The organism is Deinococcus detaillensis (assembly GCF_007280555.1).
Lineage (GTDB): Bacteria > Deinococcota > Deinococci > Deinococcales > Deinococcaceae > Deinococcus > Deinococcus detaillensis.
In genome coordinates, this window is record NZ_VKDB01000004.1 from 56,637 (window position 1) to 80,673 (window position 24,037).

Sequence of the window (24,037 nt, forward strand, 5' to 3'; positions counted from 1 at the left end):
TCAAGTGCGCTCAGTCTGGCGGGGAAGCGTCTCAGCAGCGTCTCACCTTTTTTAGCCGTCTAAACCGATCCCGAAACCCTCATCCAGCGCCGTTTCGCTGTAAGCGCGGAAGGCCAGCATGGTCTGGGTCTTGACGATGCCGGGGAGTTTGCGCAGGTGGGCGGTGACCACGTCGTCGAGGTCGTCGTAACTCGGCAACTTGAGCATCGCCACGATGTCCCAGTCGCCGGTGACGCTGTAAACCTCGCGGACGTGCTTGACCTGCGCGAGCAGCGCGGCAGTTTCGGGGATAAGGGAGCGCTCGGCTTGCACCAGAACAATAGCTGTGACCATACCTGAGTGTAGGCTGCGTCGGCTCAGGCCTGCAACGCGGCGCTGAACTGCTGCTCGAAAAGCGAAGTCGCTTGAGTCATCACCTGTTCCAGCACGCCGCCGTCGAGGTCGGCCCACTGGGGCGGCTGATCAAGCACCGACCAGGGCATCGCCAGCGCCGTCAGTTGGTCGTGGAGAAGGTCAAGGGCGGCGCTGCGGCTAAGCACCGGGTGGCCGAACTTCAAAAGACCCTGGGCCAGATCCATACTCAAGTTCCAGATGCCCAACAGCGCGGAGGCGTCGGCTTGAAGCTGCTCGCCGCGCAGATGCCGAAGAACCGCCGTGAAATCGCAGGTGTTTCCTATCGTCAAAGTCCAGTTTTTTGCCGCCGCCCAAATCTGCGCCTCGTCAGCGTCAGTAAAGGCGGCGAGGCGTCCAGCTCGGCAGACCAGCACATCGGCGCTCAAATCACCCGGCTGCCAGATGACCCAGCGTTCACCCTGCCCAAGAATCAGCCGCAGGAGAACTGGGCCGTTCATCCGCCTCCCGGAATTTCAGCCGCCGTCTCCCCTGCTTTGCTGACCTGCGCCGCCTGAATGGCCGTCAGCGCGATGGTGTACACGATGTCGTCCACCAGTGCGCCGCGTGAGAGGTCGTTGACCGGCTTGCGCAGGCCCTGAAGCATCGGCCCCACCGCCACCACGCCCGCGCTTCGCTGCACCGCTTTATAAGTGGTGTTGCCGGTGTTGAGGTCAGGGAAAATAAAAACGGTGGCCCGGCCTGCCACGCTGGAACCGGGAGCCTTTTGCTGGCCGACGCTCAGCACGCTGGCCGCGTCGTATTGCAGCGGGCCGTCCACGTTGAGATCTGGGCGACGCTCTTTGACCAAGCGGGTCGCCTCGGCCACCTTTTCGACGTCCTCGCCGGAGCCGGACGTGCCGGTGGAGTAGCTGAGCATGGCAATTCTCGGCTCGATCCCGAAGGCGGCTGCCGAGTCCGCCGATTGAATGGCGATGTCGGCCAGCTCCTGCGCATTGGGGTTGGGATTGATGGCCGCGTCGCCGTAGACCAGCACCTGTTCGGGCATCAGCATAAAAAAGATGCTGCTCACCAGGGCCGCTCCCGGCGCAGTTCTGATCAGTTGCAGCGCGGGCCGCACAGTGCTGGCGGTGGTATGCACCGCGCCCGATACCAAGCCGTCTACTTCGCCCAGCGACAGCATCATGGTGCCCAGTACCACGTTGTCTTCGAGTTGGGCCTCGGCCATCGGCTCGGTGAGGCCTTTGCTGCGGCGCTGCTCCACCATCGGCGCGACGTAGCGCCCACGCACCGTTTCGGGGTCTAAAATTTCCAGCTCTGGCGGCAGCGTCACGCCCTGCGCCTCGGCCACCGCCCGCACCCGCTCGGGGGGAGCCAGCAGCACGCAGCGGGCGATGCCTTTTTCGTGGCAGATCACGGCGGCCTTGATGGTGCGCGGCTCGTCACCTTCTGGCAACACCACCCGCTTGGCGGCGGCTCGGGACTGCTCGATCAGGTAGTGCCGAAAAGCAGGCGGGGTCATGCGGCGTTCGCGTAGCGGGGCGCTGCCGCTCAGCAGCCCTTTGAGCGGCTGAATATCGAGGCGGTCGGCCATAAATTCTAATGTGCGCTCCAAGCGTTCCAGATCGTCCAGCGGGATCTTGCGCTCCATCTGGGTCAGGCGTCCGGCGGTGGTGTAAGTGTTGGCCGCCACTTGCAGCACCGGCATAGACCCGCTGAGCGCCGAGCGGCACAGCCGGGCAATCGAATCGTCGGGAGCGCTGCCCGCCGTGAGCAGCAGGCCCGCCAGCGGCACGCCGGAGAGGTGCGCTAAGCTGGCGGCCATCACGATGTCTTCGCGGTCGCCGGGAGCCACCACCAGTGCGCCGGGACGCAGCAAGTCGGCCACGTAGGGTGCGCTGCGGGCCGAAACCACCGTACTGATGACGCGGCGGGTACTCAGTTCGCCTTCGTTGAGAATAACGGCTCCCAGCGTGCGGGCCACGTCGCCGGTGCGGGGCGCGTACAACTCAGTTTGCTCACCCACCACGCCCAGCAGCGGCAGCTTACCGCCCGCCAGACTCGGAGCGTGGCGGCGCAGCTCAGCCAGCGCCGCGCCGAAGTCGGTGCCCAGCGGCACGTGGTTGAGAATCAGGCCCGCCAGCCCGCCGCCGTCCGAGCGGTCGTAGTCGCGGGCGGTGATCTCCAAGCTGTCGCCCAGCGCTCCCGCTCCCATGCCGGTGTCCAGACCGCGCATCGAGGCCACCAAGACCGCCTCCGCGCCCAGCGTGCGCGAGATCAGGGCGTTGAGGCCGCCCGCATAGCTGTTGCCGCCGCTGAGGTTCAGCCCCTCCACCACCACGATGTCTGCGCCGCTACGGGCTTGTTCGGCCAGCGCCACTATTTCTTCTAACAGGTCATCGCTGTCTTCTCTCCCCAGCAACATTTCGGCGTGGGCACGGGGCAAGGGGTCGGGAACCGTTTGCAAAAAGGTGCGGGCAAACACGGTGCTGCGGTCGGCGGCGCTGTGGTCTTGGGCAATCGGCTTGAGAAAGGCGACGCTGGCTCCACTGCGCGACAACGCGCGGGCGAGGCCGAGAGCCAGACTGGTCAGGCCGACATCTTGGCCGACCGGGCCGACAAAAAAGGTGGTGGTCATTGCGGGTGCCTCATGCAGAAAGTCTAACGGAGCGGGGCCTGCCGACTCTTCCTCAGCATCCCGAGTTGTGTAGCGCAGGCGAGAGCGCCTACAAGGAGGCCGGGCGCTGGGCGGTCACAGCAAAAATCCCTTAAACGCAGCGCTCAAAACTCCGTCACTTGCGGCCTGAAATCCAGTTCCAAAAGCAGGTCGCGGTACTGCGCTTCACTCAGCGCCGCGCCGGCATCTTGTGAGGCCACCAGCATGGCTTCCATCACATTGGTGGCGAAGTTGCGGCTGCCGATGCGCGGCGTGGTGGTAATCAGCCGCTTCACGCCGTGCTGCCGCGCCCACTCGCGGTCTGCTTCGGTAATGGTCTGGGTCAAAATGGTTTTGCCCTCCAACTTGTCGGGAGCGTAGCGCTTGACATAGTGGGTGTCACCGGCAATCACCTCGGCCCACTCGTAGTACTGGGTGCCCACGCCCTGCACACTCTGTTCCTGCTTTTCGCCGGTGGGGTAAAACCACTTGAACGGCAAAAAGGTCAGGGCCGGCAAAATCACTTTGGCCACCTTGCGGATGCTGTTCATGCTGCGCAGCGGCACATTCAGATTCAGCCCGAAAACAATGTCGCCGTAGAGGACGTTCGCGCCCGCCTCAGACAAGGCTTCGGCCATACCGAAACGGTCAACGCTGGAGACCAGCAAAGTGCGGCAGCCCTTCCAGTGAATCAACGGCTCGAGTTGCTTAATCGCCTCGCGCTCCAGGGTGTGCTTGAGGCCGGAGCCGTCCACGATTGGGGTTTTAAGGCCCGCCACCAGCGGCGCAATTTCGCGGAAGGTGTAGCGCTTGTCGCCCGCCACGATATAGATATCGGTGCCGCCCAGCCCAAAGGCGCTGACTTTGCCGTCTAAAGCCAGCAGCAACTCGCGCAGCTTTTTCATGTCGCCGTCGGTGCCGATGCGCTCCAACACGAACTTCTGGCCGAGCAGCTCGGTTTCTTCGCGGGCGTCGCGCTTGCTGGAGCCCAGCGAGACGCTGACCACGTGTTTGTAGCCTGCGGGAGCGGGTTTCCAGTGCGAAAGCATTTGGGCGGCGGTTTGGTCTTTGGGCTGGACTTGAGGCAAGGGGGCGCTCCTTTGTGGGTTGGCAAAACTTGAATAGCTGCTCAGTATTCTAAGCTCACAACTTCTGCTGACCCACTTCACGGCCGTAGAGGCGTGCGGCCCGCAGCAACTCGCGCCTCAGTCCCGCTTCTTCCCGCGCCAAGCGTGCCCGCACCTGTGAGAGTTCATTGACGCTGAGGTAGGCCGTCACCGAGTAGCGCCCTTCGGGATCAGGGCCGTGCGAGCTGGCCGGAATCCCGCTGAGGGCCGCGCAAAGTGAAGCCAAAAACGCCGCTTGATACTCGCCCGAAGCTTTGAGGGTGCGCTCAGGCCGCACCAACTGAGCCGCCCGCAAAAAGCCCAAGTCCCGCGCCGAGTCGGCCAGCGTGGCACCGGGGCTGCGGGCCACTTCGCTTTCAGTCAGGTACTGGCCCGCCCGCGTCAGGGCTTCGGCAGTAATTTCGGCGTCGGCCTGCGTCTGCACCCAGCCATCGGCGCGGGAAGCCACCAAACGGCCTAAGTCCAAAAAGCGCAAGACCCGCTCGCGCTCGGCCACGCTGAGGCCCGGCAAATCGGCGAGGCGGGTCAGGGCGGCGTCTCGCTCGGCGGGCGAACCGTCAAGAGAGAGCAGCAAGGTGTCGGCCTCGCGCACCGACAGACTGTCCTCAGGGTCAAGGGTGGTCGGCAGGCCCGCTTCTAAGTCGCGCAGGGTGAGGTTTGAATTTTCCAGCACCCGCATCAGCGCTCCCCGCGCCTTACTTTTCTCGCCGCCCACCGCGCCGCGCCACAGCGCGAGGAGTTTGCGGGCACGCTCAATGCTGCGGAAATCGGGCTGGGTCACGCTCGCTATTCTAAGGGGCTGAGACAGCAATCAGATGGAGACAAGCGTCACCGAAAGCTTGCTGAAATCTTGGTCAAAGCTGGCCACACTCAGTCCTTCGGCGCGGGCCAATTCAGCCAAATAAGCGTCGGCGAAATCAACGTTGTGCTGGGCCATGCTGATTAAGGCGGCGCTGATGACAGGGCGCTGCTGGGTGGTTACGCTGCCGAGTTCCAAGACCTGTTGCAGCGCCCCACTGATCCGGACAAGCGGCAATTTATAAAATGATTTCAGCACCCAGACGCACTCTGCTAGCACCAAAGGCGTCAAGATTAATCTCAGTTCGCCGCGTTCGGCCCGCTCTAACAGCGCTCGGCTCCGCCCGGCCATCTCCGGCGGCTCGTTGGTCAGGTAACGGAGCACGATATTGGCGTCCAGTAAAACGCCTTCAAGAGGTTGCGAACTGCTCATTTTTGCTTTGAAAACTTTTCAGCGAGCGCCTCCGCCACTGCCTGACGCTCGGCTTCCTGACTTTGATACGGAATTTCGCTTTTCAGAATACCTTGTAGGGAAGCCGCTGTCGGCCGCCGAACCAAACGGGCCTCGAAGCCGTTGGAAACGACTTCAATCTGCAACTGATCGCCCTGCACCAACTTGAGAGCGGCGCGAATCTCGTGCGGTACGGTGATTTGTCCCTTGCTGGTCATGGTCGTCCTTGACATCTAATTGCCTCCTTACTCATCACTATAGTAAGGAGGCAATTAGAAGAAAGGAAGAATCGCCGTTTAAGGATGCAGCCGCTTAAGGGTACAGCCCTCTCAGCGCCCGCGCTTCCAGCACCCGCGTGCAGGCCACGATGTAGGCGGCGGTTCTCAGCGTGACGCCGTGCCGTTCGGCCACCGCCCACAGGCTGTTGAAAGCTTCAGCCATGATCCTATCCAGGCGGGCATTGATCTCGTCTTCCGTCCAGAAAAAGCTCGAAAAATCCTGGACCCATTCAAAATAACTGACCGTCACGCCGCCTGCGTTGGCCAGCACGTCCGGCACCAGGGTCACGCCGCGCCCGCGCAAAATGTCGTCGGCGGCGGGGGTGGTCGGGCCGTTCGCGCCTTCCACGATCACGCGGGCCTGAATCTGATCGGCGTTGTCGACAGTGATCTGCTTTTCCAGCGCGGCGGGAATGAGCACGTCGCACGGCACTTGCCAGAACTCGGCTTTGGTCAAGGCGTCACTGCCTTCAAAGTTCAGCACGCTGCCGGTGGCCTGAAGGTGAGCCTGCACCGCGTAGGGGTCTAAGCCGCCGGCGCTGAAAATGGTGCCGGAGACGTCTTGAATCGCCACGATTTTTGCGCCGTGATCTTGAAAGATGCGGGCGGCAGCGTAGCCCACGTTGCCGAAGCCCTGCACCGCGATTTTTGCGCCTTCTAGCGGCATGCCCAGCTTGATGAGCGCCTGAGCGCCCGTCACGAACACCCCGCGTCCGGTGGCGTCGGCGCGGCCCAGCGAGCCGCCGAGCTGCACCGGCTTGCCCGTCACGACGCCGGTGGCGGTGCGGCCCACATTCATCGAGTAGGTGTCCATCATCCACGCCATCGTCTGCGGATTGGTGTTGACGTCGGGGGCGGGGATGTCTTTGTCTGGCCCGATCACGAGGCCGATTTCGGTGGTGTAGCGCCGGGTCAGTCTCTCGAGTTCGCCCTGCGAGTAGTTGCGCGGGTCAATCCGGATACCGCCCTTGCCGCCGCCGTAAGGCAAATTTACCGCCGCGTTCTTGACGGTCATCCACGCGCTGAGCGCCATCACTTCGCTCAGGGTCACGTCTTGGTGAAAGCGGACGCCGCCTTTGGCCGGGCCGCGCGAGGTGTTGTGCTGCACCCGGTAACCTTCAAAATGCGCCACCGTGCCGTCGTCCAGGTGAATCGGCACGTCCACGATCAGGATGCGCTTGGGCCGCTTGAGGGTTTCGGCCCAGTAGGCCAGCTTGCCGAGGTACGGCGTCACACGGTCGACTTGTTCCAAATAAATTTCCCAAGGGCCGAGGTTGTTTTTGTCGAGGTACGAGGGAACGCCGTGAAGGGCGCGGGGGGCCGGGTCGGTGGGCATGGTGGTCATAAGCTCCTTTTCAGTCGCGTCGGTGGTGGGTCAAGTGGAAAAACAAAGAGTAGGGCCGAGGCTAAGCTGTTGGTTACAGCCCGCAGAGCGGCGGCATTGGATCGCCCCGTCTCACGGATACACCCCGCGCAGCACCGCCGCGCCGTGCAACTTGTTGAGGGCCACGGCGTAAGCGGCAGTCCGCAGATCGGGCGTGCCGTGCAACTTGGCAAAAGCCATCACATCCGTCACGGCGGCGGTGATGCGCTTGTCTAAAGCGGCGTAAATTTCGTCTTCTTGCCAAAAAAAGTTGCTGGCGTCTTGCACCCACTCCAAGTAGTTGGTGATCACGCCGCCGATACTGGCAATCAAATCGGGAATCACCACGGTGCCCTGCGATTTCAGGTAGCGCTCAGCTTCCGGCAATACGGCGCGGTTGCTAGCTTCGATGACCAGGGGCGCACGAATGCTGGCGGCGTTGCCGGCGTAAATCGTGCCGTGGTCGTAACACAGCAGCAGCACATCGGCGTTGAGCGCCAAAGCTTCTTCGGTATCGAGGGCGGTGGCAAAGCCCATGACGCTGCCGGTCTCTTCTCTGTGAGCGTCCAGCGCAGCCAGATCAAGGCCCATTGAAGCGTAAGTCGCCCCGCCGGAATCGGCCACCCCGATGATGCGTGCGCCCTGAAGCGCCAAGTACGCGGCGGCTGAGCGGCCCGCGTCGCCGTAGCCGTGAATGACCACGCTTTTGTTTTGCAAGGTCTCGCCGCTCTCTTCCAAGATCATGGCGGTGACCAGCGCCGCGCCGCGCCCGCGTGCGCCTTTGGTGCCCAGCGAGCCGCCGAGCGGGATCGGCTTGCCGACGACCATGCCGTTGGCGGTGTTGCCCAGGTTTTCGTTGTAGGTGTCGAGCATCCAGGCCATGATCTGTTCGTTGGTGCCCACGTCGGGAGCCAGCACGTCACTTTGGTGGCCGATCACATCGACGAGTTCCGAAGTGTAGCGGCGGGTCAGACGCTCGGTTTCGCCCGCGCTGAGCGTTTCAGGATCGACGTTGACGCCGCCCTTGGCTCCACCCAGCGGCAAATCCGCCACCGCGTTCTTGAGGGTCATGATGGCGGCCAGCACTTCGCATTCGTGAACGCTCAGGCCCTCGCGGTAGCGCACACCGCCCATCGCCGGGCCGCGCGTGATGCTGTGCACCGTGCGGTAGCCCCGAAAGACTTTGACGCGCCCATCGTCCATTTTGACCGGCAAACTCAGACTGATGGTGCGCTTGGGGAATTTGAAGTACGCCAAACTCTGTTCGTCGGCGGTGGTAAACGGCAAGGCTTGTTCGAGCTGTTCTAGCAAGCCTTGCCAATTGAGTCCTGATGTCGGCACGTCTGGCCCTCCTGAGCGCAGCGTTCGGGGCGTGACACGATCAGCCCCACACTGTCTCTGTCAAAAAATCGGGTGATTCCAAGCTGTCTAGTTGTCTTGCCGCTTGATTCTAGACATCCGCAGCACCGAATGGAACCCCCTGAGCGCGGCAACCCGCACCGCCTGAGGCGAAATTACCGCACCCGCTGGACTTCGTAGGCGGCGTAGGCTTCCAGGCGGTCACGGTCAGGGCTGGGCGGTAAGCGGTGCAGCGCTGCAATGGCCAGCTCGGCGCGGCGCACGATCTCGTCACGGGCACGCTGATAAATACCCTGCGCGGCCACCAGTTCGCGCACGCGCTCTACGTCTCCGGTCTGCGCGGCGCGGCGCTCCAAAATACGCCGCACTTCGTCTGCGCTCCCGCCTTCCAGCAAATACAGCACCGGCAAGGTGGCTTTGCCCTCGCGCAGGTCGCCGCCCACCGGCTTGCCGATGGTGGCTTCGTCACCCATCAAATCGAGCAAGTCATCTTGCATCTGAAAAGCCAAGCCGTACTCGCGCCCGTAGGTTTCCAACGCCTCGGTCAGGTGGCCCTGCGCCGAGCGCAGCAGCGCCGGAGCGCGGGCGGCCAGCTCAAAGACCGCCGCCGTTTTGCCGTAAATGACTTGCAAGTAGTTGTCCAGCGAGTAATCGGCGTAGGCCGCCACCTGAAATTGCAGCACCTCGCCTTCGCACACCGCGCTGGCCGCCAAGCCAAAGGCGCGGGTCAGGCTCGGCGGCATCTCGGCGAGCAGCACCAGCAAGCGGCTGAGCATAAAGTCGCCGCTCATGACGCTCACCACGTTGCCAAACTTACGGAAGGCGGTTTCCTGGCCGCGCCGGGTATCCGAATCGTCAATCAGGTCATCGTGAAGCAGTGAGGCCGAGTGCAGCAGCTCTACGCAGACAGCCAGATCGGTGTCAAAGGGGTGCTGCTCGCCGCCGCTGAGGGCTTTGGAAGCCAGATACGTGATCGCGGGGCGCACCCGTTTGCCGCCTGCCGCCACCAAATCCTCACCGATCACCTCGATGAACTCAACTTTGGAGCGCAGCACTTCACGCAGTCGGGCTTCAAATTCGGCAAGGGGCACGGCGCTTACGGCGGTCATGGCCCCAGTATAAAGTCAAAGCGCGGGACTAAAGTTTGCAGAATCTACAGGTCGCAAGGTTAGGCGGCGGCGCAGCGGAGGTTCAGCTTTGCTGTTAGACTGCCTTTGTCACCTTTTCATCAGATCCACTTCTAAAGCAGCCAACCCGCCAATCGGCCCGCCTGCTTTTGGCAGCGGCTCACCGCTTAGCAGCTTTACCCACTGGAGGACACCCATGCTCCGATCCACCTTGCACCGGCCCGCTTTGACCCTCGCCCTGCTCAGCGGCGCTGCTTTATTCGGCTCGGCCAGCGCGGCCACCCTCGTCTACGGCATGGGCGGCGATCCCGTGTCGCTCGACACCGGCACCATCACCGACGGCAATTCCTCGCTAGCCCAGTCACTGGTCTACGACATGTTGGTGCGTTTCAAAAAAGGCACCTCCACCATTGCGCCGGGGCTGGCAACCCGCTGGTCGTCCAACAAAGACGCCACCGAATGGACATTTTACCTGCGTAAGAATGTGACGTTTAGCGACGGCACCCCCTTCAACGCCGACGCGGTGGTCTACAACGTCAACCGTTGGTGGGACTTGGCCGCGCCGGAAGGGGCCACCGCCCAGAGCAAGACCTTTACTTCATGGCAGTTTATTTTTGGCGGCTTCAAAAGCGACAAAAACAGCTTCCTGAAAAGTGTCAAGGCTGACGGGCCCGACAAAGTGGTGTTCACGCTCAACAACTCGTTTGCGCCGTTTCCCGAAGCGATGGCCACCACCTTTTTCGGAATCGCCTCGCCGACCGCCGTGAAAAAAGCCGGAGCGAAGTACGGCACGCCCGCCGCCTTGCCAGTCGGCACCGGCCCATTTGTGATGCAGTCGTGGCAAACCGGCGACCGGATTACCCTGACGACCAACAAAAAGCACTGGGGCAAAAAAGCCAGCTACGACAACCTGGTGCTGCGCTTTATCAAAGACCCCAGCGCCCGCCTCAACGAACTCAAAGCCGGAACCATCGATTTCACCTCCGATCTCAATCCCGACCAGCTCGGCGCAGTGAAAGCCGATTCGTCGCTCAACGAAATCATCGTGCCTTCGTTTAATGTCGGCACCCTCAGCTTAAATATCCGCAACCAGTACCTCAAGAATGACAAGGTGCGGCAGGCCGTCAGCATGGCCATCAACAAAAAAGCCATCGTGGACGCTTTCTGGAACGGGCTGGGCGTCTCGGATGCCAGCTTCTTGCCCCCGGCTCTCAACTGGGCCGCCTCCAAAAATGTGCCGGACGACTACAAGTACGACCCCGCCGCCGCCAAGAAGTTGCTGGCCGACGCGGGCTACCCCAACGGCTTCAGCATCGATTTGTGGTACATGCCGGTGAGCCGCCCGTATTTCCCGACGCCCAAACCGATTGCCGAGGCGATGGCCGCCGACCTGAGTGCCATCGGCATCAAGGTCAACCTCAAAACCGAGGACTGGGCCAAATACCTCACCGACCGCAACACCGCTCCGGGCTTTGACATGTACATGATCGGCTGGACGGGGCCGTATGCCAGCCCGTACAACTTCTACAACACCTATTACGGTGAGGCCTCACCCGCCGACACCGGCTACTCCAATCCCAAGATATTCGACCTGCTCGGCAAAGCGGTGGCCAGCAGCAATAAAGCGGTCAGTGCCAAAGCCTACGCCCAGATTGCCCAGATCACTTATGAGGCCAATATCCGCTTGCCCATCGTGCATTCCCGCCCGCTGGGAGCCGAGCGCAGCTACGTCAAAGGCTGGCAGCCCGGCCCATCGGCGCTGACGCCGTTTGAAGATATTACGATCGACGGCAAGAAGTAAGAAAGAAGCGGCGAGCGGTGAGAAGGCCGTAAAAGCAGCGTCGGCTCCAGTCAACGCGCACCTTCTCACCCACCATCCCTGAAGGAACACCCCTTCCCCTTGAGGTTGCCATGACCCAGACTCAGACCCCGCCCAACGCTATTCCCCCCGAACTCAAGCAGCAAGTCACAGCTTGGCGGCGCTACCTTCACCAGCACCCCGAACTGTCGTTTCAAGAACACCAGACCGCCGACTACGTGGAGGGCGAGTTAAAAAAGCTGCCTAACCTGACGCTGAGTCGCCCCACCCCGACCAGCATTCTGGCGGTGCTGAAAGGCGCGGCGGGAGCGGGGCGAACGGTGTTGCTGCGGGCCGACATGGACGCCTTGCCGATTCAGGAAGACACCGGCCTCGAATTTGCTTCCCAGAACCCCGGCGTGATGCACGCCTGCGGGCACGACGGCCACACCGCCATGCTGCTGGGCGCGGCCACACTGCTTTCGGCCAGTCCTGAAACGCTGCGCGGCGAAGTGCGCTTTATTTTCCAGCACGCCGAGGAGCTGTTTCCCGGCGGCGCTCAGCAAGTGGTCGACGCCGGAATCATGGACGGCGTGGACGCGGTGGTGGGCACCCATTTGATGACGCCGATTCCGACGGGCGTGATCGTGCTGCGCGACGGCCCGCTGCTGGCCGCTTCCGATGTTTTTAATATCCGCATCGAAGGCAAAGGTGGACACGCCGCCAGCCCCCACGAAACCATTGACCCGGTGGTGATTGCTGCCCAGATCGTGCTGGCTCTGCAAAGTGTGGTTTCTCGCCAGCGCGACCCCCTCGACCCCGCCGTGCTGAGCGTGACCCAGATCAACGGCGGCAGCGCCCACAACATCATTCCCGGCAGCGTGACCATGACCGGCACCGTCAGGACGTTCGACGCCGAGCTGCGCGAAAAAATGCCGGAGCGCATGGAAAAACTCATCAAGGGAATCACTGAGGGGTACGGAGCGAGCTACACCTTCGATTACGAAAACGGCTACCGCGCCGTCATCAACGACCCCAAAATTACCGAAATGCTGCGCGAGGTGACCCGCGAAACGCTCGGCGCTGAGGCGACACTCTCGGAAGGCAGGCCGATCATGGGCGGTGAGGATTTCAGCGCTTACCTGACCAAAGCGCCCGGCACTTTCATTGCCATCGGTGCGGGTGGCCCCGGTTACGCGCCTCACCACCACTCCAAGTTCACGGTGGACGAACGCGCTCTGGAACACGGCGTCTTGCTGTACGTCGGTGCGGCGCGGCGACTGACGCAGGCTGGTTAGAGTCCAGCTTGTGAGTGAAATGAAAAGCGCCGCCCTCAATTGAAGGCGGCGCTTTTAGTTGAAATGGGAGCCAGAAAAGCCTTCCTAACGCCGATTGCGCTCGATACCGCTGTTCGCTCCACTCACGCTGTCAGGCAACTTGTCCACCTGATCGGCTTTTTCCTGCATGCCCGTTTTCTGAACTTGCTTGATGCCGCTCAGATCGTTGGTGTCTTTGTCGCCGCCGCCGCCTTGCGGGGAAGCGGGGTTGGTATCGGCCGCTTGTGGCTCATGCTGCTGGGGTTCACGGTTGGGTTGATCGCTCATGGGTGAAACCTCCCTTGATTGTGGAATACGCTCAGTTTAGCGGATGAGGCCCTGCGCGGAGCGCTGCATCAACGTCCGGTCAAGCTCCGGTGAGTGACGGCTGGTAAAAGGGCCAAGATCACGGCACTCCGAAACGTTGGCCCTGACGCTTTCTGGGGCCGGGTTCGCCTTTAGCTTGAGGAATGAAATCCGCTTTCTTGATGAGCCTGATGGGCCTCGCCTTGCTGACGGCTCCCGCTGGAGCGCAGTCCGCCGCCGCGATTGCCAAAGTGGACGCCGCCGATATGGACATCGAAAAGGCCCGCAGCCGCAGTTATCCGGGCAGCGCCCTGAGTGTGCTGCAAAACCTCAGCGCGGGCAGCACCTACTCGCGTCAAGTGGTGAGCTATAAGTCCGACGGCCTGATTATACGTGCTCTGCTGACGGTGCCAAGCGGCACGCCGCCTAAAGGAGGCTGGCCCGCTGTCGTCTTTAATCACGGCTACATTCCGCCCAATATCTACCGCACCACCGAGCGCTACGTGGCCTACCAAGACGCCTTTGCCCGCGCCGGATTCGTGACTCTCAAGAGCGATTACCGGGGACACGGCAGCTCGCAGGGCGAAGCGCTTGGCGGTTACTACGCGCCGGGCTACACCGACGACGTGATGAACGCGTTGGGCAGCCTCAAGCAGGACAAACGGGTCAACGCGGCGCGGATCGGGATGTGGGGGCACAGCATGGGCGGCTTTTTAACCTTGCGGGCCATGACGATCGATCCCAGCATCAAGGCGGGCGTGATCTGGGGCGGCGTGGTCGCCAATTACAACGACCTGATGACCAAGTGGAATCACAAAGCGCCTGCCAGCATTCCGCAGCGGCTTCTCAACATCCGCAAAACGGCAGTGGCCAAGTACGGCACGCCCGCCGAAAATCCCAAGTTCTGGAACGCGCTGAGCGCCAATACTTACCTCAAAGACCTCGGCGGCCCGCTTGAACTTCACATCGGCTCGGCGGACGAGGAAGTGCCGCCCGCCTTTCACGCTGCGCTGGTGCAGCAGCTCAAAGCGGCAGGCCAGCCGGTGACGAGTTACGTCTACCCGGGCGACAACCACAACCTCAGCGGTAACCTCCGCACCGCGCTGAACCGGAGTGTGGCGTTTTTTAAGAAGAATCTGTGAGCAAAGGCCAGACGGAGCAAGCATGAGACGGATCATTCAACTCGGCCTCGTGCTGCTGCTGGGCGGCGCGGGCTACATCGCCCTGACCCAACCGGAGCGCCTAGCGCCTGGCCTGACCGAGTGGGCCAGCGCACCGGAGCCGCCGCAGAGTTTAGAAAAACAATCACCGGAAAAACAGACCCCGAAAACCCAAGCACCCAGCGTCATTCAAGTCTCACCGCTGGGCCAAATCACCGACGCAGCGATTCGGCAAGCAGTGGCCCAGCAGCCGATCAGCATTCCGGCTTTGCGGGCCAGAAGTTATCCGGGCAGCGCGTTCAAGGTGCTACAAAATTTGAAGTCGGGCCGCAATTATTCGCGTCAGGGGGTGAGTTATCAGTCCGACGGCCTGAGCATTCACGCCCTGCTGACCGTGCCGCTCGGCACGCCTCCCAAAAGGGGCTGGCCCGCCATCGTGTTTAATCACGGCTACATTCCGCCGGAGAAGTATCGCACCACCGAGCGCTACGTAGCCTACCAAGACGCTTTTGCCAGTGCTGGATTCGTGACCCTCAAGAGCGATTACCGGGGACACGGCGACAGCGGGGGCGAGGCGCTGGGCGGCTACAACGACGCGGGCTACACGGTGGACGTGCTCAACGCGGCGGCCAGTCTCAAAAAAGATGCGCGGGTCAACGCGGGGCGGCTGGGCATCTGGGGACACAGCATGGGCGGCCAACTCAGCTTGCGGGCCATTTTGGTTGATCCCGATATCAAAGCCGCCTCGCTGTGGGCCGGGGTGGTGGCCAGCTACGATATTTTGACGACCCAGTGGCGTCCACCCAGCGGTCAGCCGAATGTGGAGGAAGTGCCCAAGCTCGATAGCCTCAACCAGCGGTTTTTGCGGGCGCTGAGTCCCAACGCTTATTTGCAAGACCTGAGGGGGCGGCCCATAGAACTCCAGCAGGGCACCGCCGACGAGGAAGTGCCGTACCGCTTCCAGCAAGATTTCGCCGCCGATTTGCGGGCCGCCCAGCAGCCTTTCACGGCCTACAAATACGAGGGCGACAATCACAACCTCAGCCGCAATCTGGGGACAGCGCTGAAACGAAGCGTGGCGTTTTTCAAGGCGAATTTATAAAGTTTACAACTCCGCCGGATCGAGCACCAGCGGGTCTTCACTCTCGAAGGCCTCGCAGTACCGCGCCCTCCCGAGGGTGCCCCAATACATCAGTCTGGCCCTGCGCCGCTCCACAATTTCCGGCGTGACCGTTTCGCTGATGGCTGCGCCGGTAAATTGACTGACGTGCGCCCTAATCGCCGCTTCCCAAGTGGGCAGCTCAGCTTCGATGTCGACCAGGATGTTGGCGGTGATGTCGGCGTTGCCCTGATACATCAGCAGGCGCGAAATGCGGTGCGGCTTGCCCGGCACGTCAGCGCGGGCCAGCGCCGCCAGATGCACCGCCCGCTTGGCGAGGTGATACGCGCCGAAGTGATCGGGGTGGCGGTCACGCTGATGCGGCACGGCCAGCACACGCGGGCGCACGAAGCGCAGGGCAATCGCCAGAGCGCGGGCCTGCTCCGGGGTTTCCATCAGGCCGCCGTCGGGCAGGCCGAGTTGACCGCGCCAGCTCAAACCCAAAATGCGGGCGGCGTCCACACACTCGGCCTGGCGGGTATCGGGGTCGCCCTGCGTGCCGCCCTCACCGCGTGTGAGTTCCAGAATTCCGACTGCGTGCCCGCCACGTGCCAGTCTCGCCAGCGTACCGCCCGCACCGATCTCGGCGTCGTCGGGGTGGGGGGCCAGTACCAACCAATCCAGCGCCGTGGGTTTGCCGTAAGTGGTGTACATGGACTTCAGGGTAACGCGGCGGTGAGGTTAGGGTGTTCTGATGGAAGCTTCCGGCACACTGGCCAGCCTGCGGCGCTGCAACCAACCGTCCACGCCCCACCAACCGGCCACCGCAGCCGCTGCGAAAATCAACAAGCTGACTGTCAGCATCAGCGGGTTGAGGCCCAGCGACCCTGACAGCAAGAAATTCAGGTTGAGCAGCGCTCCGATCAGGGCGGCCAGGCCGGTCAAAAGGCCGAGCAGCAGCAGCGCTCCAACCGTCACTTCAGCCAGCGGGATGAGATAGGTCAAGATGCCCGCGCTGGGCTGGGCCACGCCTTTCAGTACGGCGGCGTACCAGCCGGTGACAGTGGCGTCTGGCCCCTGAGCACTGGCAATCGCCTTTTCAAAAAAGGTGCGGATGGCTTTGCCCGATTCCGCGCCCACCCAGGTCGGATCGCCAAATTTTTCGAAGCCGGAAGTCAGCCAGTTGTAGCCGAGCCAGAGACGCAGCAGCAGCCACAGCGCCGCCGTACGGGAACCTGTAAACAGTGGACTGGACCGCAGCAAATGGGGAGGATTCATCGGCCAAGCCTGTCAGAGCATGAGCGCCCAAGTCGGGTGAAATCCCGACTTGTGAAGATCAGATTTGGCTTACTTCAATGCGGGAATCCTCAGCCCCCCGCGTCCGTCCCAACCCTGAAAAGCGTAGAAGCGCCCCGGCTGAGCGGTGTTGAGGTAATCGGTCAGCGGCTCGCGCATGGGAGGGCTGTCGAGCTTGGCCAGCGCTTCCTCGGGCGCGTAAAAGCGGGCCTCCACGATCAGGCCGTCGGGGTCGTCAGGATTGAGCAGGCCCTCCCACGTGGCGTCGAAGACGATGGCGATCGCCCGCTCACTGCGCCGCGCGTCCTCGATATGCACGGTGTAGGCCATGTGTCGGATGCTAGTCAGCTTGAGGCCGGTTTCCTCGTAGATTTCACGGTAGACCGCTTCGGGGGCGGTTTCACCGGGTTCCACCATCCCGCCTGGCAAGGTGTAGCGCACCCGCCCCTGGCCTTGCCAGTCGTTGCCCACCAGCAGCACCCGCCCGTGCGCGTCGCGCAAGATGGCTGCCGTCACCAACAAGTCACGCCGGGGCATAATTCGCCTGCGGCTGAAGTAGGAGGGAAAGGCAGTAAACGGCGCGAACCTTAAGCCGCGCCATCGGTCATGCTGGCCAGCAGCGCCTCGCGTTCAAGCCGGGTCAGGGCGTCCACCACGCCGCCGAGCGAGCCGCCCATCACGGTGTCGAGGGCAAAGTTTTTGTCATCGCCGCTGAGGCGGTGATCCGTCACCCGGTTTTGTGGATAGTTGTAGGTGCGAACCTTTTCGCTGCGGTCGCCGCTACCCACCTGCGCGGCGCGGTTGGCGCTCTGGCCCGCTTCAAAGGCTTCGCGCTCACGCTCGGCGAGGCGGGTACGCAGCACTTCCAGCGCTTTCTCGCGGTTCTTGATCTGCGAACGGGTTTCCTGACAGACCACCATGATCTCTTCGGACGTGCCGCCTTTATACACGGCCCGCACCGCCGAGTCGGTGGTGTTGACGCTCTGCCCGCCCGCGCCCTGCGAGCGGTACACATCGATCCGCACATCGGCCAAATCGAGGTGAACGTCGCTCGGCTCGGCCACCGGCAGCACCGCCACCGTGACGGTGCTGGTGTGGATGCGGCCCTGCGTTTCGGTGGCCGGAACCCGCTGCACCCGGTGAACTCCGCGCTCGAATTTGAGGGTGCGGTAAGCGTAAGTGCCGCGCACTTCGGCCATCACTTTAGAAAATCCGCCGAGGCTGCTGCTGCTCTCGTCCAGAATGCTAATTTTGTAGCCGCGCTCGCCGAGGTAGCGCTCGTAGAGGCGCAGCAAGTCAGCGGCAAACAGGCCCGCCTCGTCGCCGCCCGCTCCAGCTCGAATTTCTAAGATTACGTCTTTGGCGTCGTCAGGGTCAGTCGGCAGCAGCAAGACTTCGAGTTCGGAGGCAATCTCGCTTCTCCGCGCCCGGCTGCCTTCCAGCTCGGCTTCGGCCAGCTCACGCATTTCAAGATCGGCCAGCAGCTCTTTGGCCTGCACTTCGGTCTGGGCCAAGCGCTGGTCTTCTTGATACAGCGAGGTGATCGGCTCGAGTTCGCGCTGGCGGCGGGTCAGCTTGACAAGGTGCGAGCTGTCGGCCAGCACCTCGGGGTCGGCGAGTTGGCGCAGCGTCAGGGCGTACTCGTGCGAAAGCTCCGACAAACGGGCGCTGAGGCTGGGCGTCAGCACGGCGGGCCTGCCGGTGGGCCACAGAGAAAAGAGCGACTTAAGGTGAACACAAGATTCATGCACTCAGTCTAGCGCGGCGCGTCTTTCGCAAATCCCTCTTTCCGTATACTCGCCTTTATGACCGCGCCGAACGCTCTTACGCCCGTACCCACCGTTTATTTCCCCGCTCCATCTTCCCCGCCCCGCCCCGCTGCCAGTCTGCGAACCGTCACGGTCGGGCTGCTCGGCTGCGGCTCGGTGGGTCAAAACATGCTGAACTTGCTGGAGCGGCGCAGGGCCATCTTCGCGGACTTGGGCGTGCAACTTGTCGTCTGCGGCGTGTTGGTGCGCGACCTTGCTGCTCAGCGCGACGTACCCACCGGAACACCGCTGACCACCGATCCCAGCTTCCTGAACGAGTGCGGCATGGTCGTGGAAGTCATGGGCGGCATCGACAAACCGCTCTCGCTGCTTTCTGGGATTTTGCGCTCAGACCGTCCCGTGATCACGGCCAACAAAGCGCTGCTGGCCGAGCGCTGGGACGTGCTGCGCGAACACGCCTTGGGCGGGCGGCTGTACTACGAATCCGCCGTCATGGCCGGAACGCCGATCATCGGGCCGATGAGCACGGTGCTGCGGGCCAGCCGCTTTATTCGGCTTCAAGCGGTGCTCAACGGCACCTGCGCTTACATCCTGAGCCAGATGGAAGAAGGCAAGCCGTATCAGCAGGCCCTCAGCGAGGCACAGGCCCTCGGGTACGCCGAAGACCCGCCCACTTTGGATGTCGGCGGCTTCGACACCGCGCACAAGTTGGCAGTGCTGGCCCGCTTCTGCGCCGATGGCGACTTCAAATTTGCCGATGTCAAGGTCAGCGGCATTGAGGATGTGACGCTGGACGACATCGCGGCGGCCAGAGCAGCGGGCGAGAAGATCAAATTGGTGGCGACGCTAGAGCGGGATGGCGGCGGCTGGAAAGCCGAAGTCGCGCCGACCCGCCTCAGCAACGACCACCCGATTTGCACGTCGGGCGCGGGGCGCAATGCGATGGTCTACGAAGGGGAGGAATGCGGACCGCTGATCTTCGCTGGCGGCGGCGCAGGCGGCATGGTCACGGCCAGCGCTGTCGTGGGCGACATGATGGACTGTGTGCTGGGCTTTCCGGGCCACGTACCGCTGCACTAGCTTGAGCTTTTCGGAGGGGAATTTAGTTCAACCTAAACTGTGAATATCTCATAAACATCTAAGGCGCTGCGTTCCCGCTTACAACCCTTTAAGAACCTCGCCCCGACCAACGGAGCGAGTTCAGTGGAGGAATCATGAGCGATATCAACCGCAGGGAAGCACTCGGCACTTTAGGCAAACTCGGCTTGGGCGCGGCGGCGCTGGGCCTCGGCGGCAGCGCTCTGGCCGTGCCTGCCAAGAACATCGACGGCGACGTGCTGAACTTCGCCCTCAACCTCGAGTACCTGGAAGCGGCCTTTTACGCCGCTGCCGTAGGCCGCCTCGCTGAAGTCCGCGCCATCGGCGGCTCGGCTCCGATTGCTCTGCCGGCCAACTTACCCGCGAGCGGCATGCAGTTTAAGGACAGCAACATTCAGGCTTACGTCAACTCGATTGCCGACGACGAAATCAAACACGTCAAGTTTTTGTATAGCGCACTGGGTAAAGGCGCAGTGGCCCGTCCGCTGCTCGACCTCTCCTCGGCCTTCGACGCCGCCGGTCAGGCCGCTTCGGGCGGAGCCATCAAGGGCTTTAACCCCTACGCCAACGAACTGTTCTTCCTGCACGGCGCGTTTATCTTTGAAGATGTGGGCGTCACCGCTTACAACGGCGCGGCCACTTTGCTGACCAACCCCGCCTACTTGCAAGCCGCCGCCGGTATTTTGGCCGCCGAGGCTTACCACGCCGGCAGCATCCGCACCTTCCTCCTTCAGAAAAAAGACGTGGTGGCGGCAGCTGGCCTGACCGTCGAGCAGATCGTCAACGCCATCAGCGCCCTGCGGGCCAAAGTCGGCGGCGGCAAAGACAAGGGCCTGACCGAGAACGGCAAGCCCGTCCTGATGCCCGACGACGCCAACGGTGGAGCGTTTGCCCGCACCACCCGCGAAGTCCTTAACATCGTTTACCTTGCGCCCGACGCCAACAAAGGCGGCTTCTTCCCGCAGGGCCTCAACGGCGCGATCAAGTAAACGCGGGCCAAGCAAGTTGAGTTTGTCCACTCGCCGTCAGGTGAGGGAGATGAAGCCAACAAGGTGAAGGCGTTTCAGCAAAAATAAGCAACCGCGTTTGGTTGAACAAGGCGTCCGGTAGAAAAATCCGGACGCTTTGCTTATGTTTGGTGTTCAAAACGGCTCTACGGCGTCGCGCCGAATCCCAAGTCGTCGACCTCGCCCGCCGCTGCCAAGTCTTCCAAATGAGCAGAATCGTTGAAGCCCAGCAGCGTGCCGCCCTGATCCGAAAGCAGGACCCGCGTGACGCTGGTGTTGGCCACCGATAATCTGGCCCAGGCGTTTTGCGGCACGCCGCCGAGCGCCAGTCCCACCGCCACCCGCACCACCCCGCCGTGGGTAAATACCATTACCCGCTGGCCCTGATGCTGGGCGGCGAGGGTGAGCAGCGCCGCCGAAGCGCGGGCGTAAAGATCGGCCATGCTCTCCCCGCCGGGTCTGCGGCTGGCCCACGGATCGGCCCTCAGAGCGCTGAGATAATCGGGGTAGCGGCTGCGGATTTCCGGTAAGGTCAGGCCGCTGAGCTGGCCCACGTCAATTTCGCGCAGGCCCGACACCAGCTGCACTGGCGGATCAGCCGCGAGGCGCTCGGTGACGATTTCGGCGGTGCGCCGCGCCCGCAAGAGGTCACTGGAATACACGGCGGCAAAAGCCTGACCAGTCAGCCGCTCGGCTAAGCTAGAAGCTTGCAACACGCCTTCCAGACTCAGCGGCACGTCGGTTTGGCCTTGATAGCGCCCATCGGCGTTCCAAGTGCTTTCACCGTGCCGAACCACCCACAGCTCCGTCGAGGCGTGCTGCTCCGGTAAGCTCAGGCCGGTGGGCGGCTTGGGAAAAGTCTTCACAAATCGGCTCCAGCCACGTCAAAAGGCCGGCGCAACTCCACGCCCTCCCCTACTACCACTTCACCGATGACCCAAGGCGCTTCGCCGGCAGTCCGCAGAGTCTCCAGCGCCGCCTTTACCTGGCCAGGCGGCAGCATGAACAGAAAGCCGACGCCCATATTCAGCGCTCTGTACGCTTCCCGGATGTCCATCTGGGAGCGCGAGACGATCCGTACAAAGAGTGGCGGCACAGTGTAGCTGCCGAGATCGAAGCGCAAACCCAACCCTGTCGGCAACACACGCGGCGGATTGTCGATCAGGCCGCCGCCAGTAATGTGGCTCATGGCCTTCACGTCTAGGCCGGCCTGCTCAAGGGCGCGGTGGGCCGCCAGATAACTGCGGTGCGGAATGAGTAAGGCGTCTTGCAAGCTCATCCCGAGTTCGGCATCAGGACTGTCCCAATCGAGGCCGTCCAGCGCGGCGCGGGCGAGGCTAAAGCCGTTGGTGTGCAGGCCCGCACTGGGTAGGGCGATCACCACGTCACCGGCCCTAAGGCCCTCACCGGTAATCAGATTGGCCCGGTCGACCACACCGACGATGGTGCCCACAATGTCCAGTTCGCCCTCGACGTAGACACCGGGCATTTCAGCCGTTTCGCCGCCGAGGAGTGCCACGCCCAGCGCCTCACACGCCGCCGCCGCCCCGGTCACGAAGTCGGCGACCCGTTCGGGAATCAGCCGACCCATCGCCACGTAATCGAGGAAAAACAGCGGACGAGCGCCCTGCACCAAGATGTCGTTGACGCAGTGGTTCACGATGTCTGCGCCGAGGCCGCCGAACTGTCCAGCGCGGGTGGCGACTTTGGTTTTGGTGCCCACGCCGTCGGTGGAGGCCACCAACACCGGATCGCTCAGGTTCTCGAAGCCGGCCCGAAACAACCCGCCGAAGCCGCCGATGCCGCCCAGCACCTGCGGGCCGTGCGTGCGGGCCACCGCGCCTTTCATTAGGGCCACAGCGCGTTGACCGGCATCGATGTCCACGCCAGCGCGGGCATAAGCGGAAGGCTGGGAAGCCGAGCGGCGCTGCGCCTCGGTGTTCAACTCAGTCTCAGGGGGGTTTTGGGACATCAATCAACTCTCCTCTAGTTCGGGCCGGCTTCCAGCGGCACTGCGCTGCGAATCCAGCTCACTTCAATGTGCTGGCCGCAGTCTACCCGACGCAAACTCCCGGCTCAAACTGGGTGAGCGCCTGAAGTTATTCTGACGGCCCAGTCACTGCTTTTTTGCACCTTTCCTGCGCCACCACTTTTCTGTGCCACCACCAGCGGCCCGCCGCGCCCAAACCCACCGCCACCGACAAGCCCAGCACGCCCCAAAACAAACGCTGGGGACTGGCCGCCAGCCACACCACCAGCGCTGTTGCTGGCAAAGCGCCCAGCGCCGAGGCCGCCATAAACGGCCAAAAACTCATCCCCACTGCGCCGGCCACCAAGTTCATCACCTCGGCTTTGAGGGCAGGCATCAGGCGCACGAGCAGCACCGCCTGCACGCCGCGCCGCTCGGCAAACTGTTCTAAGCGCCGGGTCATGGTTTCGCCCGCCAGCCGCCGCACCGCCCAACCGCCGTAGCGCCGCCCCACCGCGTAGCCCAGCGCCGCGCCCAGCAGCGTGCCGGTGTAGACGATGGCAAAGCCCCACCAAAAGCCGTAGAGCAGCGAAGCCAGCACCACGTCAGCGGCGGCAGGCAGCAGCGGCACCACCGCTTGCAGCAGCATGCCGGCCAGCAGCGCCAGCGGCCCCCAGATGCCCAACCGTTCCACCAAAGCGCGGCGCTGGGTGTCGTCGGAGCCAAACAGAGCGCTGGCGGTTTGCCACAGCCACGGACGTACCCCGGGAATCAGCAGCAGGCCGCCCAACAGCACGGCGGCCAGCAGCCAGCCCAACGGAGCAAAAGGCCTTTTGCCTTTAAGGCGGCTTGAGCATTCTAAGGATTGAGGAGCAGAATCGGGGGGCAAGCGTCTCCAACGGTCACAACGTATCCAGCAGGCACCGGCTGAGTGAGCACCGGGGGCACAGTCCAGCCCGCAGAATAGCGCTCAGATTGCGGACAGGGGCAGCCTTAAGCGGACGGCGCGAGCAGCAGCGCCGCCCCCGCCGCTTCAGCGCCCGTCACCAATCTGCCGTCCAACAAATGGATTTGGCGGTCGGCCAGCGCGGCCAGGTGTTCATCGTGGGTAACGAGCAGCACGCCCGAAGCATTTTCGCGGGCCAGATCAATCATCAGTTGGGCGACCTTTGCCGCGTTGGCGCGGTCTAAGCTACCGGTGGGTTCGTCGGCCAGCAGCACGGCAGGGCGGGCCATCAGGGCGCGGGCCACCGCAAGGCGTTGCCGCTCTCCGCCGCTTAACACTTCCGGATACACCTGACCACGCCCGCCGAGGCCGACTTGCCTGAGCAGTTCTTTGGCCCGCCCGGTCAAGTCCTCGCCCAAAATCATGCCCGGCACCCGCAGGTTATCCAGTAAGCTCAAATCCGGCAGCAGGTAATGGTGCTGAAACACCAGGCCCAGCGCCCGCACCCGCCGCTTGGCTCTGGCTTCGACGCTAAGGCTGTCTACCCGCACACCTTCCCAATACACCTCGCCGCTTTGCGGTTGGCCGAGGCCGCCCAAAAGGTGCAGCAAGGTGCTTTTACCGCTGCCCGACGGCCCCATCACCGCCACCACCTCGCCGCGTGCCACCTCCAGACTGACTTCGTGGAGCACCTGGGTTTCTCCAAATCGCTGGCTGATCTTGACGGCGTGGAGAGCGGGAGTCACGCCGCCCAGCTTAGCAG

General features: G+C 62.9%; 25 protein-coding genes. 6 read left to right on the forward strand and 19 right to left on the reverse strand.

What is annotated here, in order from left to right:
• Positions 1-51: 51 nt before the first annotated feature.
• The 10 genes from FNU79_RS05845 to FNU79_RS05890 all read right to left on the reverse strand — a co-directional run bounded on the left by FNU79_RS05845 (position 52) and on the right by FNU79_RS05890 (position 9,492).
• Positions 52-333 (reverse strand): Lrp/AsnC family transcriptional regulator, encoded by a 282-nt coding sequence (locus FNU79_RS05845; RefSeq protein WP_124867327.1) that lies wholly within the window; start codon positions 331-333, stop codon positions 52-54.
• A gap of 23 nt (positions 334-356) precedes the next feature.
• Positions 357-851: a hypothetical protein gene (locus tag FNU79_RS05850; protein WP_143719956.1), complete on the reverse strand. Its 495-nt coding sequence runs from the start codon at positions 849-851 to the stop codon at positions 357-359.
• Positions 848-2,989, reverse strand: coding sequence for a phosphate acetyltransferase (gene pta, locus FNU79_RS05855; protein ID WP_143719957.1), 2,142 nt, complete (start codon positions 2,987-2,989; stop codon positions 848-850). The genes FNU79_RS05850 and pta overlap by 4 nt, the downstream gene beginning before the upstream one ends.
• Positions 2,990-3,132: 143 nt before the next feature.
• The gene (locus tag FNU79_RS05860) at positions 3,133-4,056 is read right to left on the reverse strand and encodes a quinate 5-dehydrogenase (RefSeq protein ID WP_143720097.1); all 924 of its coding nucleotides are present in this window, start codon (positions 4,054-4,056) and stop codon (positions 3,133-3,135) included.
• A gap of 94 nt (positions 4,057-4,150) precedes the next feature.
• Positions 4,151-4,915: a hypothetical protein gene (locus tag FNU79_RS05865; protein ID WP_143719958.1), complete on the reverse strand. Its 765-nt coding sequence runs from the start codon at positions 4,913-4,915 to the stop codon at positions 4,151-4,153.
• 30 nt (positions 4,916-4,945) lie between these two features.
• Entirely contained in the window at positions 4,946-5,365 is a 420-nt protein-coding gene (locus FNU79_RS05870; RefSeq protein WP_143719959.1) for a PIN domain-containing protein, read from the reverse strand.
• Entirely contained in the window at positions 5,362-5,616 is a 255-nt protein-coding gene (locus tag FNU79_RS05875) for an AbrB/MazE/SpoVT family DNA-binding domain-containing protein (protein WP_143719960.1), read from the reverse strand. The genes FNU79_RS05870 and FNU79_RS05875 overlap by 4 nt, the downstream gene beginning before the upstream one ends.
• A gap of 79 nt (positions 5,617-5,695) precedes the next feature.
• Positions 5,696-7,006 carry a Glu/Leu/Phe/Val family dehydrogenase gene (locus tag FNU79_RS05880; RefSeq protein ID WP_124867321.1) on the reverse strand — a complete coding sequence of 437 codons (1,311 nt, stop codon included), beginning with the start codon at positions 7,004-7,006 and terminating at the stop codon, positions 5,696-5,698.
• Between the two features lie 111 nt (positions 7,007-7,117).
• Entirely contained in the window at positions 7,118-8,365 is a 1,248-nt protein-coding gene (locus FNU79_RS05885; protein ID WP_143719961.1) for a Glu/Leu/Phe/Val family dehydrogenase, read from the reverse strand.
• A 173-nt stretch (positions 8,366-8,538) separates the two neighbouring features.
• Positions 8,539-9,492, reverse strand: coding sequence for a polyprenyl synthetase family protein (locus FNU79_RS05890; protein WP_143719962.1), 954 nt, complete (start codon positions 9,490-9,492; stop codon positions 8,539-8,541).
• Positions 9,493-9,706: 214 nt separating this feature from the next.
• Here FNU79_RS05890 and FNU79_RS05895 point away from each other — a divergent pair, with 214 nt between their 5' ends.
• A complete protein-coding gene (locus FNU79_RS05895; protein WP_143719963.1) occupies positions 9,707-11,311 on the forward strand; it encodes an ABC transporter substrate-binding protein in 1,605 nt (534 codons plus the stop codon).
• A gap of 110 nt (positions 11,312-11,421) precedes the next feature.
• Complete coding sequence (locus tag FNU79_RS05900) at positions 11,422-12,606, forward strand: M20 family metallopeptidase (RefSeq protein WP_143719964.1); 1,185 nt, start codon at positions 11,422-11,424, stop codon at positions 12,604-12,606.
• An 84-nt stretch (positions 12,607-12,690) separates the two neighbouring features.
• On the opposite strand, the gene FNU79_RS05905 is transcribed toward FNU79_RS05900, so the two are convergent.
• Positions 12,691-12,912, reverse strand: a complete 222-nt coding sequence (locus FNU79_RS05905; RefSeq protein WP_143719965.1) for a hypothetical protein — start codon at positions 12,910-12,912, stop codon at positions 12,691-12,693.
• A gap of 182 nt (positions 12,913-13,094) precedes the next feature.
• On the opposite strand from FNU79_RS05905, the gene FNU79_RS05910 reads away from it, so the two are divergent.
• On the forward strand, positions 13,095-14,072 hold the full coding sequence (locus FNU79_RS05910) for an alpha/beta hydrolase family protein (RefSeq protein ID WP_143719966.1): 978 nt from the start codon (positions 13,095-13,097) through the stop codon (positions 14,070-14,072).
• A 22-nt stretch (positions 14,073-14,094) separates the two neighbouring features.
• On the forward strand, positions 14,095-15,192 hold the full coding sequence (locus tag FNU79_RS05915; protein WP_143719967.1) for an alpha/beta hydrolase family protein: 1,098 nt from the start codon (positions 14,095-14,097) through the stop codon (positions 15,190-15,192).
• Between the two features lie 3 nt (positions 15,193-15,195).
• Here FNU79_RS05915 and FNU79_RS05920 read toward each other — a convergent pair whose 3' ends face one another.
• The 4 genes from FNU79_RS05920 to prfA all read right to left on the reverse strand — a co-directional run bounded on the left by FNU79_RS05920 (position 15,196) and on the right by prfA (position 18,170).
• Positions 15,196-15,903, reverse strand: coding sequence for a PIG-L family deacetylase (locus FNU79_RS05920; RefSeq protein ID WP_143719968.1), 708 nt, complete (start codon positions 15,901-15,903; stop codon positions 15,196-15,198).
• Between the two features lie 27 nt (positions 15,904-15,930).
• On the reverse strand, positions 15,931-16,467 hold the full coding sequence (locus FNU79_RS05925) for a DoxX family membrane protein (RefSeq protein ID WP_143719969.1): 537 nt from the start codon (positions 16,465-16,467) through the stop codon (positions 15,931-15,933).
• A 69-nt stretch (positions 16,468-16,536) separates the two neighbouring features.
• Positions 16,537-17,022: an NUDIX hydrolase gene (locus FNU79_RS05930; RefSeq protein ID WP_124867311.1), complete on the reverse strand. Its 486-nt coding sequence runs from the start codon at positions 17,020-17,022 to the stop codon at positions 16,537-16,539.
• A gap of 50 nt (positions 17,023-17,072) precedes the next feature.
• Entirely contained in the window at positions 17,073-18,170 is a 1,098-nt protein-coding gene (prfA, locus tag FNU79_RS05935; RefSeq protein WP_143720098.1) for a peptide chain release factor 1, read from the reverse strand.
• 201 nt (positions 18,171-18,371) lie between these two features.
• On the opposite strand from prfA, the gene FNU79_RS05940 reads away from it, so the two are divergent.
• The gene (locus tag FNU79_RS05940) at positions 18,372-19,334 is read left to right on the forward strand and encodes a homoserine dehydrogenase (RefSeq protein ID WP_143720099.1); all 963 of its coding nucleotides are present in this window, start codon (positions 18,372-18,374) and stop codon (positions 19,332-19,334) included.
• Between the two features lie 134 nt (positions 19,335-19,468).
• On the forward strand, positions 19,469-20,341 hold the full coding sequence (locus FNU79_RS05945; RefSeq protein WP_143719970.1) for a ferritin-like domain-containing protein: 873 nt from the start codon (positions 19,469-19,471) through the stop codon (positions 20,339-20,341).
• Between the two features lie 164 nt (positions 20,342-20,505).
• Here the strand turns inward: FNU79_RS05945 and FNU79_RS05950 are convergent, their stop codons facing one another.
• The 4 genes from FNU79_RS05950 to FNU79_RS05965 form a co-directional block, all read right to left on the reverse strand.
• Positions 20,506-21,225: a histidine phosphatase family protein gene (locus FNU79_RS05950; RefSeq protein WP_143719971.1), complete on the reverse strand. Its 720-nt coding sequence runs from the start codon at positions 21,223-21,225 to the stop codon at positions 20,506-20,508.
• On the reverse strand, positions 21,222-22,331 hold the full coding sequence (gene purM, locus FNU79_RS05955; protein ID WP_143719972.1) for a phosphoribosylformylglycinamidine cyclo-ligase: 1,110 nt from the start codon (positions 22,329-22,331) through the stop codon (positions 21,222-21,224). The genes FNU79_RS05950 and purM overlap by 4 nt, the downstream gene beginning before the upstream one ends.
• A gap of 127 nt (positions 22,332-22,458) precedes the next feature.
• Positions 22,459-23,217 (reverse strand): TVP38/TMEM64 family protein, encoded by a 759-nt coding sequence (locus tag FNU79_RS05960; protein WP_225429909.1) that lies wholly within the window; start codon positions 23,215-23,217, stop codon positions 22,459-22,461.
• A gap of 104 nt (positions 23,218-23,321) precedes the next feature.
• Entirely contained in the window at positions 23,322-24,020 is a 699-nt protein-coding gene (locus tag FNU79_RS05965; protein WP_225429910.1) for an ABC transporter ATP-binding protein, read from the reverse strand.
• Positions 24,021-24,037: the final 17 nt, after the last annotated feature.

What these genes read in the sequence shown, in the direction of transcription:
- FNU79_RS05905 (WP_143719965.1), bottom strand. Translation starts at nt 12,912, where the DNA reads ATGAGCGATCAACCCAACCGTGAACCCCAGCAGCATGAGCCACAAGCG.
- FNU79_RS05920 (WP_143719968.1), bottom strand. Translation starts at nt 15,903, where the DNA reads ATGTACACCACTTACGGCAAACCCACGGCGCTGGATTGGTTGGTACTG.
- FNU79_RS05930 (WP_124867311.1), bottom strand. Translation starts at nt 17,022, where the DNA reads ATGCCCCGGCGTGACTTGTTGGTGACGGCAGCCATCTTGCGCGACGCG.
- FNU79_RS05945 (WP_143719970.1), top strand. Translation starts at nt 19,469, where the DNA reads ATGAGCGATATCAACCGCAGGGAAGCACTCGGCACTTTAGGCAAACTC.
- FNU79_RS05880 (WP_124867321.1), bottom strand. Translation starts at nt 7,006, where the DNA reads ATGACCACCATGCCCACCGACCCGGCCCCCCGCGCCCTTCACGGCGTT.
- FNU79_RS05870 (WP_143719959.1), bottom strand. Translation starts at nt 5,365, where the DNA reads ATGAGCAGTTCGCAACCTCTTGAAGGCGTTTTACTGGACGCCAATATC.
- FNU79_RS05915 (WP_143719967.1), top strand. Translation starts at nt 14,095, where the DNA reads ATGAGACGGATCATTCAACTCGGCCTCGTGCTGCTGCTGGGCGGCGCG.
- FNU79_RS05845 (WP_124867327.1), bottom strand. Translation starts at nt 333, where the DNA reads ATGGTCACAGCTATTGTTCTGGTGCAAGCCGAGCGCTCCCTTATCCCC.
- FNU79_RS05890 (WP_143719962.1), bottom strand. Translation starts at nt 9,492, where the DNA reads ATGACCGCCGTAAGCGCCGTGCCCCTTGCCGAATTTGAAGCCCGACTG.
- FNU79_RS05875 (WP_143719960.1), bottom strand. Translation starts at nt 5,616, where the DNA reads ATGTCAAGGACGACCATGACCAGCAAGGGACAAATCACCGTACCGCAC.
- purM (WP_143719972.1), bottom strand. Translation starts at nt 22,331, where the DNA reads ATGTCCCAAAACCCCCCTGAGACTGAGTTGAACACCGAGGCGCAGCGC.
- pta (WP_143719957.1), bottom strand. Translation starts at nt 2,989, where the DNA reads ATGACCACCACCTTTTTTGTCGGCCCGGTCGGCCAAGATGTCGGCCTG.
- FNU79_RS05910 (WP_143719966.1), top strand. Translation starts at nt 13,095, where the DNA reads ATGAAATCCGCTTTCTTGATGAGCCTGATGGGCCTCGCCTTGCTGACG.
- FNU79_RS05860 (WP_143720097.1), bottom strand. Translation starts at nt 4,056, where the DNA reads ATGCTTTCGCACTGGAAACCCGCTCCCGCAGGCTACAAACACGTGGTC.
- FNU79_RS05925 (WP_143719969.1), bottom strand. Translation starts at nt 16,467, where the DNA reads ATGAATCCTCCCCATTTGCTGCGGTCCAGTCCACTGTTTACAGGTTCC.
- FNU79_RS05895 (WP_143719963.1), top strand. Translation starts at nt 9,707, where the DNA reads ATGCTCCGATCCACCTTGCACCGGCCCGCTTTGACCCTCGCCCTGCTC.
- FNU79_RS05850 (WP_143719956.1), bottom strand. Translation starts at nt 851, where the DNA reads ATGAACGGCCCAGTTCTCCTGCGGCTGATTCTTGGGCAGGGTGAACGC.
- FNU79_RS05900 (WP_143719964.1), top strand. Translation starts at nt 11,422, where the DNA reads ATGACCCAGACTCAGACCCCGCCCAACGCTATTCCCCCCGAACTCAAG.